At 53.8% G+C, this 15,900-nt stretch carries 19 protein-coding genes; 6 read left to right on the top strand and 13 right to left on the bottom strand.

Annotated elements, in window-relative coordinates:
• Window positions 1-141 precede the first annotated feature (141 nt).
• The 4 genes from treR to A6395_RS04405 form a co-directional block, all read right to left on the bottom strand.
• Window positions 142-885, bottom strand: coding sequence for a trehalose operon repressor (gene treR / locus A6395_RS04390; RefSeq protein ID WP_071398021.1), 744 nt, complete (start codon window positions 883-885; stop codon window positions 142-144).
• Between the two features lie 15 nt (window positions 886-900).
• The gene (locus A6395_RS04395) at window positions 901-1,749 is read right to left on the bottom strand and encodes a DegV family protein (protein WP_071398022.1); all 849 of its coding nucleotides are present in this window, start codon (window positions 1,747-1,749) and stop codon (window positions 901-903) included.
• A gap of 95 nt (window positions 1,750-1,844) precedes the next feature.
• Complete coding sequence (locus A6395_RS04400; RefSeq protein WP_131443248.1) at window positions 1,845-2,540, bottom strand: response regulator transcription factor; 696 nt, start codon at window positions 2,538-2,540, stop codon at window positions 1,845-1,847.
• Between the two features lie 22 nt (window positions 2,541-2,562).
• The gene (locus tag A6395_RS04405; protein ID WP_173647372.1) at window positions 2,563-3,687 is read right to left on the bottom strand and encodes a sensor histidine kinase; all 1,125 of its coding nucleotides are present in this window, start codon (window positions 3,685-3,687) and stop codon (window positions 2,563-2,565) included.
• A gap of 174 nt (window positions 3,688-3,861) precedes the next feature.
• Between A6395_RS04405 and A6395_RS04410 the strand changes: the two genes are divergently transcribed.
• Window positions 3,862-4,503, top strand: coding sequence for a YigZ family protein (locus A6395_RS04410; protein WP_071398023.1), 642 nt, complete (start codon window positions 3,862-3,864; stop codon window positions 4,501-4,503).
• Between the two features lie 41 nt (window positions 4,504-4,544).
• Complete coding sequence (locus tag A6395_RS04415; protein ID WP_071398024.1) at window positions 4,545-5,546, top strand: LCP family protein; 1,002 nt, start codon at window positions 4,545-4,547, stop codon at window positions 5,544-5,546.
• A gap of 54 nt (window positions 5,547-5,600) precedes the next feature.
• Here the strand turns inward: A6395_RS04415 and A6395_RS04420 are convergent, their stop codons facing one another.
• From A6395_RS04420 to A6395_RS04445, 6 genes are all read right to left on the bottom strand, one after another.
• Complete coding sequence (locus tag A6395_RS04420; protein ID WP_071398025.1) at window positions 5,601-6,653, bottom strand: glycosyltransferase family 4 protein; 1,053 nt, start codon at window positions 6,651-6,653, stop codon at window positions 5,601-5,603.
• A gap of 121 nt (window positions 6,654-6,774) precedes the next feature.
• Entirely contained in the window at window positions 6,775-7,188 is a 414-nt protein-coding gene (locus tag A6395_RS04425; RefSeq protein WP_071398026.1) for a Rok-like winged helix domain-containing protein, read from the bottom strand.
• Window positions 7,189-7,406: 218 nt separating this feature from the next.
• Window positions 7,407-8,072, bottom strand: coding sequence for a beta-phosphoglucomutase (gene pgmB, locus A6395_RS04430; RefSeq protein ID WP_071398027.1), 666 nt, complete (start codon window positions 8,070-8,072; stop codon window positions 7,407-7,409).
• Window positions 8,073-8,274: 202 nt separating this feature from the next.
• Window positions 8,275-8,610 carry an Asp23/Gls24 family envelope stress response protein gene (locus tag A6395_RS04435; RefSeq protein WP_070328628.1) on the bottom strand — a complete coding sequence of 112 codons (336 nt, stop codon included), beginning with the start codon at window positions 8,608-8,610 and terminating at the stop codon, window positions 8,275-8,277.
• Between the two features lie 72 nt (window positions 8,611-8,682).
• Window positions 8,683-9,738, bottom strand: coding sequence for an acyltransferase family protein (locus tag A6395_RS04440; protein WP_071398028.1), 1,056 nt, complete (start codon window positions 9,736-9,738; stop codon window positions 8,683-8,685).
• A 94-nt stretch (window positions 9,739-9,832) separates the two neighbouring features.
• Window positions 9,833-10,384: a hypothetical protein gene (locus A6395_RS04445; protein WP_131443252.1), complete on the bottom strand. Its 552-nt coding sequence runs from the start codon at window positions 10,382-10,384 to the stop codon at window positions 9,833-9,835.
• 250 nt (window positions 10,385-10,634) lie between these two features.
• On the opposite strand from A6395_RS04445, the gene A6395_RS04450 reads away from it, so the two are divergent.
• Window positions 10,635-11,123: a restriction endonuclease subunit S domain-containing protein gene (locus A6395_RS04450; RefSeq protein ID WP_071398030.1), complete on the top strand. Its 489-nt coding sequence runs from the start codon at window positions 10,635-10,637 to the stop codon at window positions 11,121-11,123.
• Between the two features lie 5 nt (window positions 11,124-11,128).
• Here the strand turns inward: A6395_RS04450 and A6395_RS04455 are convergent, their stop codons facing one another.
• Window positions 11,129-11,728 (bottom strand): alpha/beta hydrolase, encoded by a 600-nt coding sequence (locus A6395_RS04455; RefSeq protein WP_071398031.1) that lies wholly within the window; start codon window positions 11,726-11,728, stop codon window positions 11,129-11,131.
• The gene (locus A6395_RS04460; protein ID WP_071398032.1) at window positions 11,725-12,669 is read right to left on the bottom strand and encodes a VOC family protein; all 945 of its coding nucleotides are present in this window, start codon (window positions 12,667-12,669) and stop codon (window positions 11,725-11,727) included. Before A6395_RS04460 ends, A6395_RS04455 begins: the two co-directional genes overlap by 4 nt.
• Window positions 12,670-12,788: 119 nt before the next feature.
• On the opposite strand from A6395_RS04460, the gene A6395_RS04465 reads away from it, so the two are divergent.
• The 3 genes from A6395_RS04465 to A6395_RS04475 all read left to right on the top strand — a co-directional run bounded on the left by A6395_RS04465 (window position 12,789) and on the right by A6395_RS04475 (window position 15,351).
• Window positions 12,789-13,679, top strand: a complete 891-nt coding sequence (locus A6395_RS04465; RefSeq protein WP_071398033.1) for an ABC transporter ATP-binding protein — start codon at window positions 12,789-12,791, stop codon at window positions 13,677-13,679.
• Window positions 13,669-14,862, top strand: a complete 1,194-nt coding sequence (locus A6395_RS04470; protein ID WP_071398034.1) for an ABC transporter permease — start codon at window positions 13,669-13,671, stop codon at window positions 14,860-14,862. Before A6395_RS04465 ends, A6395_RS04470 begins: the two co-directional genes overlap by 11 nt.
• Window positions 14,863-14,925: 63 nt before the next feature.
• On the top strand, window positions 14,926-15,351 hold the full coding sequence (locus A6395_RS04475) for a hypothetical protein (RefSeq protein WP_071398035.1): 426 nt from the start codon (window positions 14,926-14,928) through the stop codon (window positions 15,349-15,351).
• A 40-nt stretch (window positions 15,352-15,391) separates the two neighbouring features.
• Here the strand turns inward: A6395_RS04475 and A6395_RS04480 are convergent, their stop codons facing one another.
• Entirely contained in the window at window positions 15,392-15,880 is a 489-nt protein-coding gene (locus A6395_RS04480; protein ID WP_071398036.1) for an SMI1/KNR4 family protein, read from the bottom strand.
• Between the last annotated feature and the right edge of the window lie 20 nt (window positions 15,881-15,900).

Raw genomic sequence — 15,900 nt, forward strand, 5'->3', positions numbered from 1 at the left:
TTAACTTATATAGATGAGTTCTGTCAACAACTTATCTATATAAGTTTATCGTGACGAATATGTGACAAGCGTTCACTAATTTTGTTCCCTCTCCTCTCGATTTAAAAACGACAAAAAAGACCCCTTCTTGAAGAAGGAGCCTTATCGGCGAGCCACATCGCTGAACTGAAACTTGTCGAGCCGGTGACGGGACTCGGTATATTCGAACTGTCTGCCCTCGTATAAGAACGTGTCGTTCGTAATGACGATGACGTATTCGTAATCGTGAAGATCGAGGCGTGACCGATCAAGCTCGGTCACGTCCTCGGCCGCGATTTTCCGCTTCGCGTAGCTGATCTGTTGCCCGAGCTCACGCTCGACGTATTGATAGATCGAGTGCTCGGCAATCTGTTTTGTCAGACCGGGGACGAGGTCTTTGACGAAATAGTTCACGTCTAAAATGACGTTCTCCCCGTCGAAGTTGCGGACCCGTTCAATCCGGTAGACGAGCGTGGCGGGCTCAAGACCCATCCGCTCGGCGAGCCAGCCTGGTGCCTCGATTTCCTCGAACGAGGCGACGCTCGTCTCGATCGAACGGCCGAGCATGCTGGCGTATATTTCCGAGAAGCTGACGATGCCGTTGAACTGGAACTCGATCTGGTCGCGGCGTAGCACGAACACGCCTTTACCGTGATGTTTGCGGACGTAGCCGTGCTCTTGGAGCAGATCGAGCGCCTTACGGACCGTGCCCCGGCTTGCATTGTATTCATGCATGAGTTCTGTCTCCGACGGCAGTTTCGACTCCGCCTCGTACTCACCCGTTTTCATCCGCTCGGCGAGCCGTTCATAGATTTGACGATACTTGGCCACAAGCCCACTCCTTTCTTCATCGAAAAAGACGACCATGCGGCCGTCTTCTGTTTAGCGTTCGCGGTGATACCACGTGATGCCGATTGCGCCAGGTCCAAGGTGTGTCCCGATGACAGGTCCGAAATGACCGCCCGTGACTTGCGCTTGCGGAAACTTCTGTTTCATCGAGGCAATTTCTTCGGCCTGACGTTCCGGGCAGTTGGCGTGGATGATGCCGATGCAATAGCCGGCGCCGTCACCGACGATTGATTGGTCCATCATCTCTTCGATGCGACGGACCGCCTTCTTGTAAGTCCGGATCTTCTCGAACGGGACGATCTGTCTATCCTGAAAATGAAGGACCGGCTTGATCTGCAGGAACGAGCCGACGAGCGCTTGCGCCGCGCTGAGCCGTCCGCCCCGTTGGAGGTGGTCGAGGTCATCGACGACGAAATAGGCACGGATCCGTTCACGCGTCTTCTCGAGATGCTGCATGATCTCCTCGGCCGAGGAACCATTGTCACGCATATGGACGGCCTCTTCGACGAGAAACGCCTGAGGCATGCACGAGATCTCCGAGTCGAACGCGTGCACGTTGACATCGACCATGTTGTTCAAGGCGATCATCGATTGATACGTCCCGCTGATCCCGCTCGAGAGCGTGATGGCGATGACGTCGGTCACTTCAGCCGGAAGGCTGTCGATCAGTTCGACCGTCTCCCCGATGATCGGTTGCGATGTCGTCGGCAAATTCCCCGCCTCGATCCGTTCATAAAACGCCTCCGTCGTGATATCGACGGCCTCACGGAACGATTCTCTGCCAAAGATTACACTGAGCGGTGCGACGTGGACGTCGTGGCGCTCACAAAAATCGGCTGGCAAATAGGCGGTACTGTCGGTCAAAATCGCTATGTTTCCCATACTATATCCTCACTTTACATCGTTTCGTTTTTCCAATTGAATTAAGATTCCATTCCATATTGTAGCACAAAAGCGATGTATTGCATCGGTCGAGGTCAAATCTCGACCCACCCGCGGCGGATCGCATCGACGACGGCTTGCGTCCGGTCGTTTACTTCCATTTTGCGCAGGACCGACGAGACATGGTTCTTGACAGTCTTCTCACTGATGAACAGCATGTCGCTAATGTCGCGGTTCGAGCGGCCATCGGCGAGCAAGTGGAGCACTTCGACCTCACGGCGCGACAGCAACCGATAGACGGGATCGTCCATCCGGTTCACGACGTTCCGTTCGGCTTGTTCTCCTTTGAACTGGAGCAGGCGACGGTAATCCTTCAACACGTTCGTCGTCACTTTCGGATGCAAGTACGCCCCGTCTTTCGCGACCGAACGGACGGCCGAGATGAGTTCGCTTGAAGCGACTTCCTTCAACAGGAAGCCCGATGCCCCGGCCTCGAGCGCATGCGTTATGTAAGATTCGTCGTCATGGATCGACAGGATGAGGACGCGCGTGTCCGAGGATGCCGCGGTCAACTGTTTCGTCGCCTCGATCCCGTTCAAGTCCGGCATGTTGATATCGAGGATCATGATCTCCGGTTTCTCCTCTTTGGCGATGCGGATCGCATCAGCACCCGTCCGCCCTTCAGCGATGACTGTGAACTCGTCTTCTAAATCAAAGATCCGCTTCAAGCCCTCGCGAAACAGCTCATGGTCATCGACGATTGCGATGCGGATTGTATTTGTCATTTCCATCGTACACTCCCCTTTATCTGTATTACAAAATCGGGATCGACATGCGGACGACCGTCCCTTTGCCGATTTCCGAATCAATATTGATACTGCCATCCACAAGATCGATCCGTTCGCGCATCCCAACGATGCCGAACGACTCTTGTCCGATCATACTCGGCACGAAGCCGACCCCGTGATCGCGCACATGAATGTGAATCACGTCTAGCGCTTGCTCGACGTTGACGATGATTTCCGTCGTCTTTGAATGCTTGATCGCATTTTGGACCGCCTCTTGGACGAGCCGGAAGACGTTGATCTCGAGTTTTTCCGAGAGACGCGCCCGGTTGCCGCGGTAGTTGAGCCGCGTCTTGATCGCCGTATACTCTTCCGTCTGATGTAAATAACGCTCGAGCGTCGGCAAGAAGCCAAGGTCGTCAAGCGACATCGGCCGCAGGTCGTAAATTAAGCGCCGTACGTCGACGAGCGCCCCGCGAATCAGCCGTTTCAGCTCGTGCAGTTCGGCGAACGCCTCTTCCTTGCCTCTTCGGTCGAACGTCTTCTCAATCAAGTCGGCCCGAATCAAAATATGAGCAAGCGATTGCGCGGGGCCGTCATGCATTTCCCGGGCCAGATGACGCCGCTCACGCTCAGCCGCCTCGAAGACGCTGATCGCCATCTCTTGCTTCTTCATCATGTCCGAATACTCTTGCTGCAGGTCGTCGCGTAAAAAGTTGAGGACGACCGAGACGCGGCTGACTAACCGGTCCGCCCGCTCCATCGTATCCTGAAGGGAGAGTAATCGCCGTTCGAGGTCGTTTCGGCGCTGCTGGCTCGCCATCTCCTCTTTCTGGATGAGGAACCGCTCGAGCTGCATCTGGTTGGCGAGTTCATACGCCTCGCGGATCTCTTGCTCACTATGTATGTGGAACTTCTTACTCACTTGAACGAGTTTATTCTTCGCCGCTTTCACTAATAGATCGAGGCGCTCGGACTCTTGAATGTGAAACTCGATCTTTTGCGTCAACTCTTTTAACTCAGTTTGGATTAACGAATATTCATTAGCTGAATTTTCAGTTATACGGACGATCTCCTCTTTACTCTCCGTCACCGTATCAATCATATTTGTTATGATATGCTCTAATGCTGTACGATCGGTAATATGATTCACGATGCCATCCCCTAATAGTTCGGTAGTAAGTCCTCATTTATTTCTATTATCGACTGCAGAAGCGTTCGTTTCCAGTAAGAATCAGAGGCTATCTTCACAATTCGCCACATAATCTACAGACGCCTACTCGATTTCAAAAAAAATACGTGAAAATAGAAAGGAGAATTTTCAGAAATGTCTACTGAACAAAATTATACTATAAAACAAGACGGAGAATACGAGGTCGTCATACAAAAATCAAAATTTATCGCTCACTTTAAACGCGTCACGACCGAAGCGGAAGCCCAGACGTTCATCCAAACAATCAAAAAAGCGCATTGGAGCGCCAATCATAATTGTTCGGCCTACATCATCGGAGCTCGGAACGAATTCCAAAAAGCGAACGATGACGGCGAGCCGAGCGGGACGGCCGGTTTGCCGATGCTCGAAGTGCTCCGTAAACGCAATTTGAAAGACACGGTCGTCGTCGTCACCCGCTACTTCGGCGGCATCAAGCTCGGCGGCGGCGGACTCATCCGCGCCTACGGCGGGACGGTGAGCGAAGGGCTCGACGCGGTCGGGATCGTCGAACGGCTGCCGATGCAACGTCTCACGCTCACGGTCGACTACGGATGGATCGGGAAAGTCGAGAACGAGCTCCGCCAGTCTGCTTATTTGCTTGACGAGATTGTATATGCCGACACCGTCACGTTCCACATCTCGGTCCCGGTCGAAACGACCGAGGAAGCGCTCGCCTGGCTCGTCGACTTGACGAACGGTCAAGGCGGACTCGAGACCCAGGACGTCCGTATCATCGAACGTGATTTTGTGCGCTAGGTCCCGTATACTAAAAGAAATGACTGAAATGAGGAGACAACATGGAACAAGACTCCCGTAAGAAACGCTCCGTGTGGAAAATCGGTCTGCTCGTGCTTGGCCTCGTCCTGCTGATCGGTGGTTCGGCCTTCGGCTACTTCGTCTTCAAGGCGAACGAGACGGCAGAGAACACGAACAGCGAACTGGCACGCGGCGACAAATCGGAACGCCGCGACGACACAATCGATTTGACAAAAAATCACTTCTCCGTCCTGCTTGCCGGCGTCGATGGCGGTGCCTCGCTCGAAGAAGGACGGACCGATTCACTGATGGTGGCGACGTTCAACAAGGAATCTCGCCAAGTGACGCTCGTCAGTATCCCCCGCGACGCGTACGTCGATATCGTCACGGAGGACGGCGAGTTCAAGGACAAGATCAACCATGCGTATGCGTACGGCGGCATCGACACGACAATCGCCACGGTTGAGACGCTGTTTGACATCCCGATCGATTATTACGCGACGATCAACTTTGACGGCATCGAAGACCTCGTCGATGCGGTCGGCGGCGTCGAAGTCGACGTGTTGATCCCGATCTCAGGACGAGCCACCGGCAACGTCGAGCTCGAACCGGGCGTCCAGATGCTAGACGGCAAGGAAGCACTCGCCTATGCTCGCATGCGGAAAGACGACCCTGAAGGCGACATTGGCCGGGCCAAACGCCAACAACAAGTGCTCGAGGCTATCATCAACGAAGCGACGACAATCAATTCGTTCACGAAGCTCAACCGGATCATGAATGCGGTCGGCAATAATATCCGAACGAATATGTCGCTCTCCGAGGCGTCCCAGCTCCAGCCGTATACGAAATCGCTCCGCTCGTTCAACCAAGAGACGCTAGCAGGCGGCGACTTGACGATCGGCGGCGTCTACTATTATGAGTTGGACCAAGCGGATTTGAACGATAAGCGGGCGCTGTTGAAAACAGAGCTCGGTCTTCCGGTCACTGCCAAAGACAGTGGACCCGACTCTGGCGACGGTTTTAGCGAAACGACGACGTATTGACCTAAAAAAAACGACCAAGGACATAGCGTCCTTGGTCGTTTTTATGTGCCTTGGTCACGTCTTCGCCCGACCGAGCAGGCGGCGTGACGTCCGGATGATCGGTTTGTAGTTCGGGTGGATCAACTCCGTCGACTCGACGATCAGTTCGATGACGATCAAGACGATGACGAACGTGATGACGGCACCGACCATCGTCGTCTTCGCGAAAAGAATCGAGGCGATGCCGAAGAAGAACGTCATCCCGTACATGAGGAGCACCGCTTGGCGCGTCGTGAACCCCATATCGATCAATTGGTGGTGCATGTGTGACTTGTCAGGCGACATCGGCGGGCGCCCTTGGACGAGCCGGCGAACGATCGCGAAGATCGTATCCGAGATCGGCAGTCCGAGCAAGAGGACCGGCACGACGAGCGAGAACAGTGTCACGTTCTTGAAGCCGATCAGCGAGAATACGGCGAGCATGTAGCCGAGGAAGAGGGCACCCGTGTCCCCCATGAATATCTTCGCCGGGTAGAAGTTGTGGACGAGGAACCCAAGCGTGCTCGCGAGCAGCAAGAGCGCCATCATTGTCAAATAGACGTTCCCTTGAATGATGGCGAGGAGCGCGATCGTCCCGAGCGCGATGCTCGAGACCCCGGCGGCGAGACCGTCGAGGCCGTCGATCAAGTTGATCGCGTTCGTGATCCCGATCAGCCAAAGCACCGTCACCGGGATGCTCCAAGCGCCGAGATAGAGCTGTTGGTCGAACGGCAAGTTGATGAGTTCGATCCGCATCCCGGCGTTCAAGACGACGACCGTCGCGATCATCTGCCCCATCAACTTGATGCGGGCGTTCAACTGGAACCGGTCGTCGATCAGGCCGGTCAAGATGATGATGACCGCTCCGATCAAGATGGCCTCGTTATAACGACTCGTCGGCAACAATAAGGCGTAGCCGATCAGGAAGGCGATGAAGATGGCGAGGCCGCCGATTCGCGGCATCGTCCGTAAATGTACTTTTCGGGCGTTCGGGTGATCGACCGCTCCGATCAGAAAAGCGAACCGGCGAACGAGCGGCGTGATCAAGATGGCCATCACAAAACTGACCAACATGGCAATCCATAACATGGCCAACGTTCCTCTCTCAAAAAAATATACTCTGGCGAATTATAGCATATTTCCCGTCATCAAATTCGTATCAGAAATGTTACAGCAAAAAAATCCGACGAGCCGTCTCGTCGGATAAAGGTCAAGCGTGTGCCGGTTCAGTCGTGACTTCTTCAGCTGATGCATATGTATATAGTCCGCGTCCGACTTTCTTGATTTCTGGGTTGACCGATTCGATCTTCACCATCAATTGGTAGATGTTGCTAATATGGTGACGATAACGAAGCTCGAGCTCCATCTGGATGTCACGCACACTCATCGTCTTCCGTTCTTTCAAAAGGTCTGTTACCTGATGGACGTAAACCTCGAGCGGATAACGTTGATTGACGCGACGCGGGCGCAACCGTTTCGACGGGTCTGTCGACAGCTCCTCTTCCCGTTTGTCCCGGCTCAGTTCAGAAATTAAATATTCGGCCCGGCGCTGTAATTGACGATACGACTCCTCGATCTCCATCAGTTCGCGATAGATATGTTCGTTGACGTTCGTAGATTCCATACACAATTCCCCTTCTACATCCAATTGAACTTCTCGATTACCTATTTTGAATCAAGAATTTCTAATTATTACTTGCTATCTTCTAAAAGTGTAACGGAGTTGTAATGTGTTTGTCATCTATTTTTGGGCATTCCTGTCTTTTTAGGACTTTCGGACCACAAAAAAAGATGACGACTGTTCGGGGCAGTCGTCATCTCACGGAAGATGAACGTAGTCTGTTACGCGCCGACGCGTTCGAGGATGCGTCGGAGCGAGAGTTCATCGGTCGAAGCGACGATGAGGTCTGCATGACCAAGCATCGACTCTTCCCCGACGGCGACAGCAAACATGTTTGCCGCTTTGATTGCAGTCACGCCTGCTGCTGCGTCTTCAACGCCGATGGCATGTTCGGGTTTCACGCCAAGGGCAGAGGCAGCCTTCAAAAACACTTCGGGATGTGGTTTTGAGTCGGCGACAGTTGCTGCATCGACAATGTGATCGAAGTAATGGCGGACACCAAGTGCGTCAACGACCGCGAATGCGTTCTTTGATGCAGATGCCATTCCGATTTTGAGACCGGCCTCTTTAATTTCATCGAGAAATGAAATGATGCCAGGAAGCAAATCGGCCGAAGAGATGTGCTGAATGAGTTCAACGTAGTGCTCGTTCTTCTTCTGGGCGAGTTCCGCCTTTTCATCCGGTGTGAAATCGTCCTGTCTTCCGCCGAGCGCAAGGATGCGTTCGAGCGAGTCAGTCCGGCTCACCCCTTTCAGCGTCTCATTGAACTCGCGGTCAAATGGAATGTCGAGCTCTTCTCCGAGTTGTTTCCAAGCGAGGTAATGATACTCCGCGGTGTCAGTGATGACACCGTCCAAATCAAAAATGACTGCTTCAATCGTCGACATACATGCTTTCCGCCTTTCCTTCAAATGTTTGTGTCCTCAGACTACATTTAGGGAACTTGACAAGTACCCGTTGCATGATTGGTCAATGATGCAAACGGTTGCACTTGTTCGATTTCTATTATATCGGATAACGCCTCATCTATGCAACCGCTTTCGCAGAAAAAATAAAAAATAGGAAGAGCGCTTCGCTCCTCCTATCATTTTACAATTGAATGCCGACGACTTTCACGTTCACCGCTAGCGGTGTCATCGCGAGCATCGTGTCCATGTCTTGCGTGATCCGCTCTTGGACGCCCGTCACCGTCTTGACGATCGATTGACCGTAAGCGATGTAGAGCGACAAGTTGATGATGACGCCTTCCGACGACTCATCGACTTTGACGTGCTTCATGAGCGCACGCTCTGAGAGTTTCGTGTCTTCTTGTGTGAACGACACGTGTTTCGTTTCTTTGACGACGACCGCGGCAATCATTTCGACGACGTGGCGTGAGACGTTGACGTCTCCTTCTGTACTGTTCATTCCATTTTCATATGGCATGCTGTCACTTCCTTAGCTCTAGTTTCGGTTCCCATCTAAAGTGTAGCGGAAAACCGCCGTTTAGAAAAGGGTTTACGATTTTGGGTCTTTCACGTCCTGCGCACGGCGGACGTCGATCTCAACGAGCGGCCTCAACATCCGGACGGCCGGCGGGCTGATGATGAGCAGGACGATGAGGCAGGCGACACCGAACAAGACGAGCAACTGTTGCCATGACGTCGGCATGAATCCGGCCGGCACGAACGCCTTCCAGGCGACGATCAAAAACACATGGACCAAGTAGACGTATAGACTATACTTCCCCGCCCGCGTGAACACGGGCAACTCACGCCCCGGCACGATGAGTGCGAAGCTGACGGCCATGAGCGTCGACACCGTGTAGACGATCAAGAAAGCGAACGGGCCGCTCCAAATCGCCTCCGGCACCGCCGTCTCGTAGGCGAACCGGAATTTGAACAAGTTGCCGACGTGATAGAACGTGTCTTCCTTTTGGAAGCTCATCGAGGCGAGCAGTCCGAGCGTGAGCACGGTGAAGACGACCGCCCCGCCGATTCGGTAGCGGTTCCGTTGCTCGGCCCGCTTCGGCAGCTCGAAGAAGTTCATCGTGTTGCGCTCACTCATCCAGTTGCCGATCAAGAAGAACGGATAGAACATGATGACTTTCCGGAGCGCGAAGAACCCGGTCGATTCTTCTTGGAAACCGAACAACAGGGCAAACAACAGCGCATAGAGCACATACCCTTTCAACTGGGTCACGTACGGCGTGATGACGTACCAGATGACGATCGCCATCAAATACCAGAGCGCCCAATACGGCTTGAGTATGTTCAATCCCGGGTTTTCGAGCGACAAGAGCGGGATCCCTTCCGTGAAGGCGAACCACGATCCGAGAATGATTTGCCAGATCACATAGACGACGAACAGCTGGATGACACGCAAATAACGGTTCTCCCGGAAGAAGTAACCGCTCAGCATGATGAATAACGGCATATGAAACATATATAAGAACAAATAAACCCACTTCGGCAGTAAATCGTCATAGGCGCCGCGTACATCGGTCAGCAAGTGACCGAAGACGACGAGCAAGACGAGCACGCCTTTAATATTGTCGTACCAATGATTTCGCATAGCGTTCCCTCTAGTTCTGCTGTTGATTTTTCTCTTTGATGTTGGTGTATCGCTTCTGAGCGACAACCCGGATTTCAGCCATCCCCTGCACCGATCATGTTTCGTTCAGTTGGCATTTCTTTCGCTCCCACCACTTGAGCAGGCCCGCCTTGTCCTCAGCCGGGACGTGCTCGAACAAATGATCGACTTCTTCGGTCAGTCCGAAGACGACGAGCTCGGGTTCTGTTTGTAACGTCTTCATCAGCTTATCGAATTCGGCGAAATAAGCGTTCAGCTCACCCGGCGCGACCGAATGAATCACATCGGCCTGCCTTTCCACATATTCAACAAAATAGTTTAGATAAAAGACCCGCACAACGTTTGTCGCGACCGGGTCGGTGAATGCGGTCGCCTCTTTGACAAGCTTCGCCCCGTCCCGTAATTGAGTGAATTTGAATAGATTCCGCGGATTCGGCTCGTCTAGCTTTTGGATGGCACCGACGAGTCGATGGACCTCTTCCTGTTCGAACCCTTCGTTGAAGTATCGGTTCAACGTCGTCTTCACATCGTTGTGCTGTTTATACAAGCCGACGACGAGCTCAATCAACTCTTCTTGAGTGAAGCGCTTCAGCTCAGCACGCAGTTCTCCGACTTTTAACTTTTTCATCTGACCACCCGCTTCATTTTTTTCCTTTCCCATCATAGCCGATTTTTTGACCCGGTGAAATTACGATTCAACAAAAAAATGATGACGTCATTGTCATCATTCCCCGTATCTGCCTCTTACAAGCCGAATCGTCGACAAATCTTCATGCGCGAGCAGGTTTTGCGCGTATTCAAATGGACGAGAGTGGGTAGAGTATAGTATAGTGGTTTTACTAAATAATCAGAATATTCTAATAAAGGAGGTGTGGAGAATGGCTTCTGTCATCCGTAACCGTCATCACGTGGTCCATGACCCGAAACGTTCGTTCTCTAACTTTGGATTTTGGTGGAGTATCGGCGCACTCTCGATCGGTTTATTCATCATCGCTTTCGAGCCGCTCCGTGAACGGTTCAGCGCGTTACATCCGGTCGCTTCAGTCTTGTTCCTGATTGGCATATCGTTCGTGGTCGGTGTCATCATGAAGCTCGCCCGTGATGTCTGGTGGCTCAACTACCTGCTCGAGCGCACGTCGAACCGGTACATGTATATCGGGGCGGACACACTCCGGAGCTGGCAGTACACGCTCGACTCGATCTGGTTGTTGACCCGCACCTCACAAAAAAAGCTCGGCCGATTGTACATCCAAATCGACCGAACCGTTCGTGCTGAAGAGGCGAAACGCATGTTCGCCGCCTATTTGATTGATCGTGGCGTCCTCGTCGTCTACTCGAGATCGTCCAAACCGAAGAAGATGGCCTGACCGTTTCAATCGATTAACGGCACAACCCATGCCCGAGCCGCTTCGACTTCCTCCATTCGCAGCTCGTGCCCGCCCCCGTGATAGAAGAGCTCGACGTCCGCTCCGGCTTCCCGTAGCGTCGACGTCAGCTCTTCTGTTTCTTGTTTCGGACAAATCGGGTCACGCTCGCCGGCCGAGATGAACACGGTCGCACCCGTCAAGTCAGGGAGCGTGAGCGAGCGGTCGGGCACCATCGGATGGAACAAGAGCGACGCCTTGAACGCGTTGTCCCGATAAAGGACCGATCCGATCAAGTTGGCACCGTTCGAGTAGCCGAGCGGGATCATCTTGTCGCGGGCGACACCGTATTTAGCCGCCGCCTCGTCAAGAAACGCGAGGAAGCGCTCCGTCTGTTTCTTCAAATCCTCAAGGTCTAACACGCCCTCCGCGTGACGGCGGAAGAACCGGGACATGCCGTTCTCGAGGACATCGCCCCGGAGCGTGAGAATATTTACTTCGGTTGATAGTTCACGGGCGAGCGGGATCAAGTCCTGCTCCGTCCCGCCTGTACCGTGCAACAAGACGAGCGTCGTCTCGGTCGTGCCTTTAATGAATTGATGAATCATATTCTGTCTCCTCTCGGAATTGTGATGGTTGGTAACGTACGTATGATCTTGTCGCGGTCGACTTCGAGCCAGTCCGGCAGCTTCAGCACGCTGCCGAGTTCATCGATCGTTTCATCAACGAGGAACCCGGGTGTGTCGGTCGCGAGCTCGTGCAAGATGCGTCCTTCGTCATGGAAGTAGACCGAGCGGAAGTAGTGCCGCTCTCTCACCTCGGTCGGACGGAGGCCGCGGTCAAAGATCGCATCTTGCCAAGCGTTATAATCGTCGCCGTCCGTGATGCGCCAGGCGATATGATGGACCGTCCCCGACCCCGGCACCCCGTTCGGGAGTACGGCTTTTTTGACGTCGATGACGTTGCCGTAATCGGCTTCGCCCTCAAGTCGGACCCATTCCGAATCTTCCCCCGTCTTCGTGAAGCCAAACAGTTCGGTCAATAGCCGCACCGTCGCCTCCGGGTCTTTCGACAAAAGCGTCGCCCCGGCGAACCCGGTGATCGCTTGTTGTTTCGTCACGCCTGGAACGAGCCAGTCCGTCTGTTTCGCGCTCTCACGTGCGACGAGCTCGACGACGAGTCCGTCCGGGTCTTCGAACAACAACGACGGCTCGCCGAATCGTTCGGTCGCGACCGTCGCGACACCATGTTCGCGGAGACGCACTTCCCAAAACAAGAGACTGCCAACTGGTACGAGATACGCGGTGACACCGACCTGCCCGCTACCGACGCTGCCTTTCCCGATACCTGGTATCGGGAAGAACGTGATGACCGTACCCGGCGTCCCGGTTTCATCGCCAAAGTAAAAGTGGTACGTGCCCGGGTCGTCGAAGTTGACCGTCTGCTTGATGAAACGAAGTCCGAGGACGTTGCCGTAGAAATCTAATGTGCGTTGCGGGTCTTTCACCATCGCCGAGATGTGATGGATACCTGCTGAGTACGTCGTCATGACATGTCCCCCTTTTTTATTATCTTGATTTCAAGATAAATCATTTTCGATGAAAAGTGAAACTTTTTGCTCACAATGCCGTACGCTAGGAGTAGACACCTAATAAGGAGGACTTACATATGACTTTACAAATTGACCGTGTCTCGAAGCAGTTCGGGGAGTTCACGGCCGTCGACGACTTGAGCTTTCACGTCCCCAGTGGCGAGATGTACGGCCTGCTCGGGGCGAACGGTGCCGGCAAGACGACGACGTTCCGGATGATCTTAGACATTTTAAAGCCGACCGACGGCACGATTCTCTGGGACGGACGCAACGTCGACCATCGCATCGTCGGTTATTTGCCGGAAGAGCGCGGCCTGTATCCGAAGTCGCCCGTCCGCGACCAGCTCGTCTTTCTCGCCAGCCTGAAAGGCATGAAGTCGGCTGAGGCGAAACGTGCCGTCAAGTCGTGGCTTGAACGGCTCGAGATCCCGCAGTACGAGACGATGCGTGTCGAACAGCTGTCAAAAGGAAACCAGCAAAAGATTCAGTTGATCGCGGCGCTGCTCCACAACCCGGAACTGCTCATTTTGGATGAGCCGTTCAGCGGCCTCGATCCCGTCAACGTCGAGATCTTGAAGCGTGAAGTGCTCGCCCTGCGCGACGAAGGGACGACGATCGTCTTCTCGAGTCACCGGATGGAGCACGTCGAAGAGCTGTGCCAACATATCGGCATCTTGAAAGGCGGCCGCGCCGTCGTCAGCGGCGACGTCCCGACGATCAAGTCGCGTTACGCCGAGCCCGTGCTCTTCATCGAGACCGATCGCGTCGACGTCCTCACGGCACTCCCGATCGTCAAAGCGGTCGAACCTCATCGCGACGGTCACCTCGTCCGGCTCGACTCGTTCGAAGGCAGCGACGCGGTGCTCGGCGCCCTCGTGCAAGCAGGTGCTTCCGTCAAGACGTTCATGCGCCAACCCGTCTCGCTCAACGATATCTTCATCAAGGAGGTAGGCAGCCATGTTTCATAACTTCAAACCACTGTACGCGTTCACGTTGCGCTCGAAACTGCGGTCGAAGGCGTTCCTCATCTCGACGATCTTGACGATCGTGTTCATCCTCGGCTTCACGAACATCGACCGTCTGCTCGCGAACTTCGAGGACACCGACCAAGGTCAGGCGCTCCTTGTCACGCAGAACGCCGAACTGACTGAAATCATGCAGTCGCTCGGTTACGAAGGGGTCAGATCGGCCGACATCACCGAGACCGAGGCGCGCGCGGGGCTCGAAAATGGAGATTACGAGATCGTCGCCTTCATCGACGGTGCTTCGGCCCGCGTCTTGTCCGACCGTCCGGAGCCCGATTTCACGACGCTCCTGCAGACGGCGCTCCGCGAAGTCCGCAACGCCGAGTTGATCGAGACGTCAAACATTGACCCGGCCGTCCTCGCCGCTTTGAACGAGCCGGTCCCGATCGAGGAGTCTTACCTCGGCCGTGGCGGCGAGAACTCAGAGGAGCTGTTCTCGTCATTCGCTTTCGTCTACATCATGCTCATGCTGCTCTACGTATCGATCATCACGTACGGCTCGATGATTTCGACCGAAGTGACGACCGAGAAGTCGTCGCGCGTCATGGAACTGATCATCTCGACGACGCATCCGGTGACGCACATGCTCGCCAAGATCTCGGCGATCGGTACGCTCGCCCTGTTACAGATCGGCATCTTCCTCGGGTTCGGTTACTTCAGCGCCCGTAGCAACGAGATGGCCCAATCGGTCATCGACAACGCCGGCAACGCCCGGGCCGTCATCTACTTATTGACGTTCTTCACGCTCGGCTATCTGCTCTATGCGGCCATGTTCGCCGTCCTCGGCTCGCTCGTCAGCCGCGTCGAAGAGTCACAGCAGATGACGATGCCGGTCATCATGCTCCTCGTCGCCGGTTTCCTCGCCGCGATGTTCGGGTTGAACAATCCGGAAGCGCAGATCGTCACGATTTTGTCGTTCGTCCCGTTCTTCACGCCGATGCTCATGTTCCTCCGCGTCATGCTCGTCGACGTACCGGTCTGGGAAGTCGCCTTGTCGATCGGCATCATGCTCGGTTCGATCGGTGTCATCCTCTGGATCGGCTCGAAGTTCTATCGCGGCGGCGTCCTGTTCTATGGCAACAATGCGATTAAACAATGGCGTCAAATATTACAAAATCGTCAATAACGTTTACAGCATTTTCGTTTTCGTATACTCTAAAGAATGTGCAAAATGAGGAGGAAACGAACTATGCGATCACGATTACTCGCAGCCTTGATCTTTACATTCATGACGACGCTCACGACGTTCATCTGTTATACCGTCTTCTTAGAGGCCGACGCGTTGTGGCAAATCTTGCTCGCATACGCGGGCAGCACGTTCCTCGGAACGCTCGCGTTTTGGTATCCGGTCAGTAGACGTTCTGAGACGTCAAGGTTCGGCGGCGCGTGGATCGGGATTTTGATCACGGCGGCGACACTCGTCGGATTCACGATCATCCGTTTCACCGTTCGCGGTGATGCCGCATCCTTACTCGACTGGCAGACGATGCTCGCGAGCCTCGCCTATACGTTCGGTTACGTCGGCTGGGTACTCACGATTCTCAACATCGTGCTCGGCTTCCTGCTTGCCGGGACGAAACCGAAAGTGCGTTATGAAGCAAGACCAATGCGTTGATAATGTCAAGAACGGCTGCCCTTTGGGTAGCCGTTCTTTTTCATGTTCGAAACCAGTCCCAGAACGCGGCTCCTTGTGCCACGATCAAATAATCTAGCCACCGTGAAAAATTAAAGGGCAAACGATTCAACCTCGCATCGGCTTCATCAAAGGTCAAAAACTCGCCTATCCACATCCGGTCTTCCGTTTCGCTTATGTATTCACAGACAATCCATTCTCCGTCACGACCGGCCCCTATAGGGAGAAAAGATGGAGGACATTCCCATCGTTCACGGCTTGCGATGATTTCTTCAACCGAAAATAGCTCAATCCCTCCACCGTACTCCACATCTTCAAACAATTTAGCTCCGTTATGTTCTTTTAATAATGCACGGACCGCTAGCGGTGTTTCTTTCGGTAACCGGTCTAACTCATCGTCTGTTCCGGGATGGTTGAACGCAAAAGCCAACTGATTCACGTATCCTTCTTCTAATTGCACGTCGAGCCGATTGTTCACTAGTCTTTGTTTCAGTGCTTGAACTGCGACCATGCTGCTCATCACTCCTTTTA

It is taken from the genome of Exiguobacterium sp. SH31 (assembly GCF_001816105.1).
GTDB classification, from domain to species: domain Bacteria; phylum Bacillota; class Bacilli; order Exiguobacteriales; family Exiguobacteriaceae; genus Exiguobacterium; species Exiguobacterium aurantiacum_A.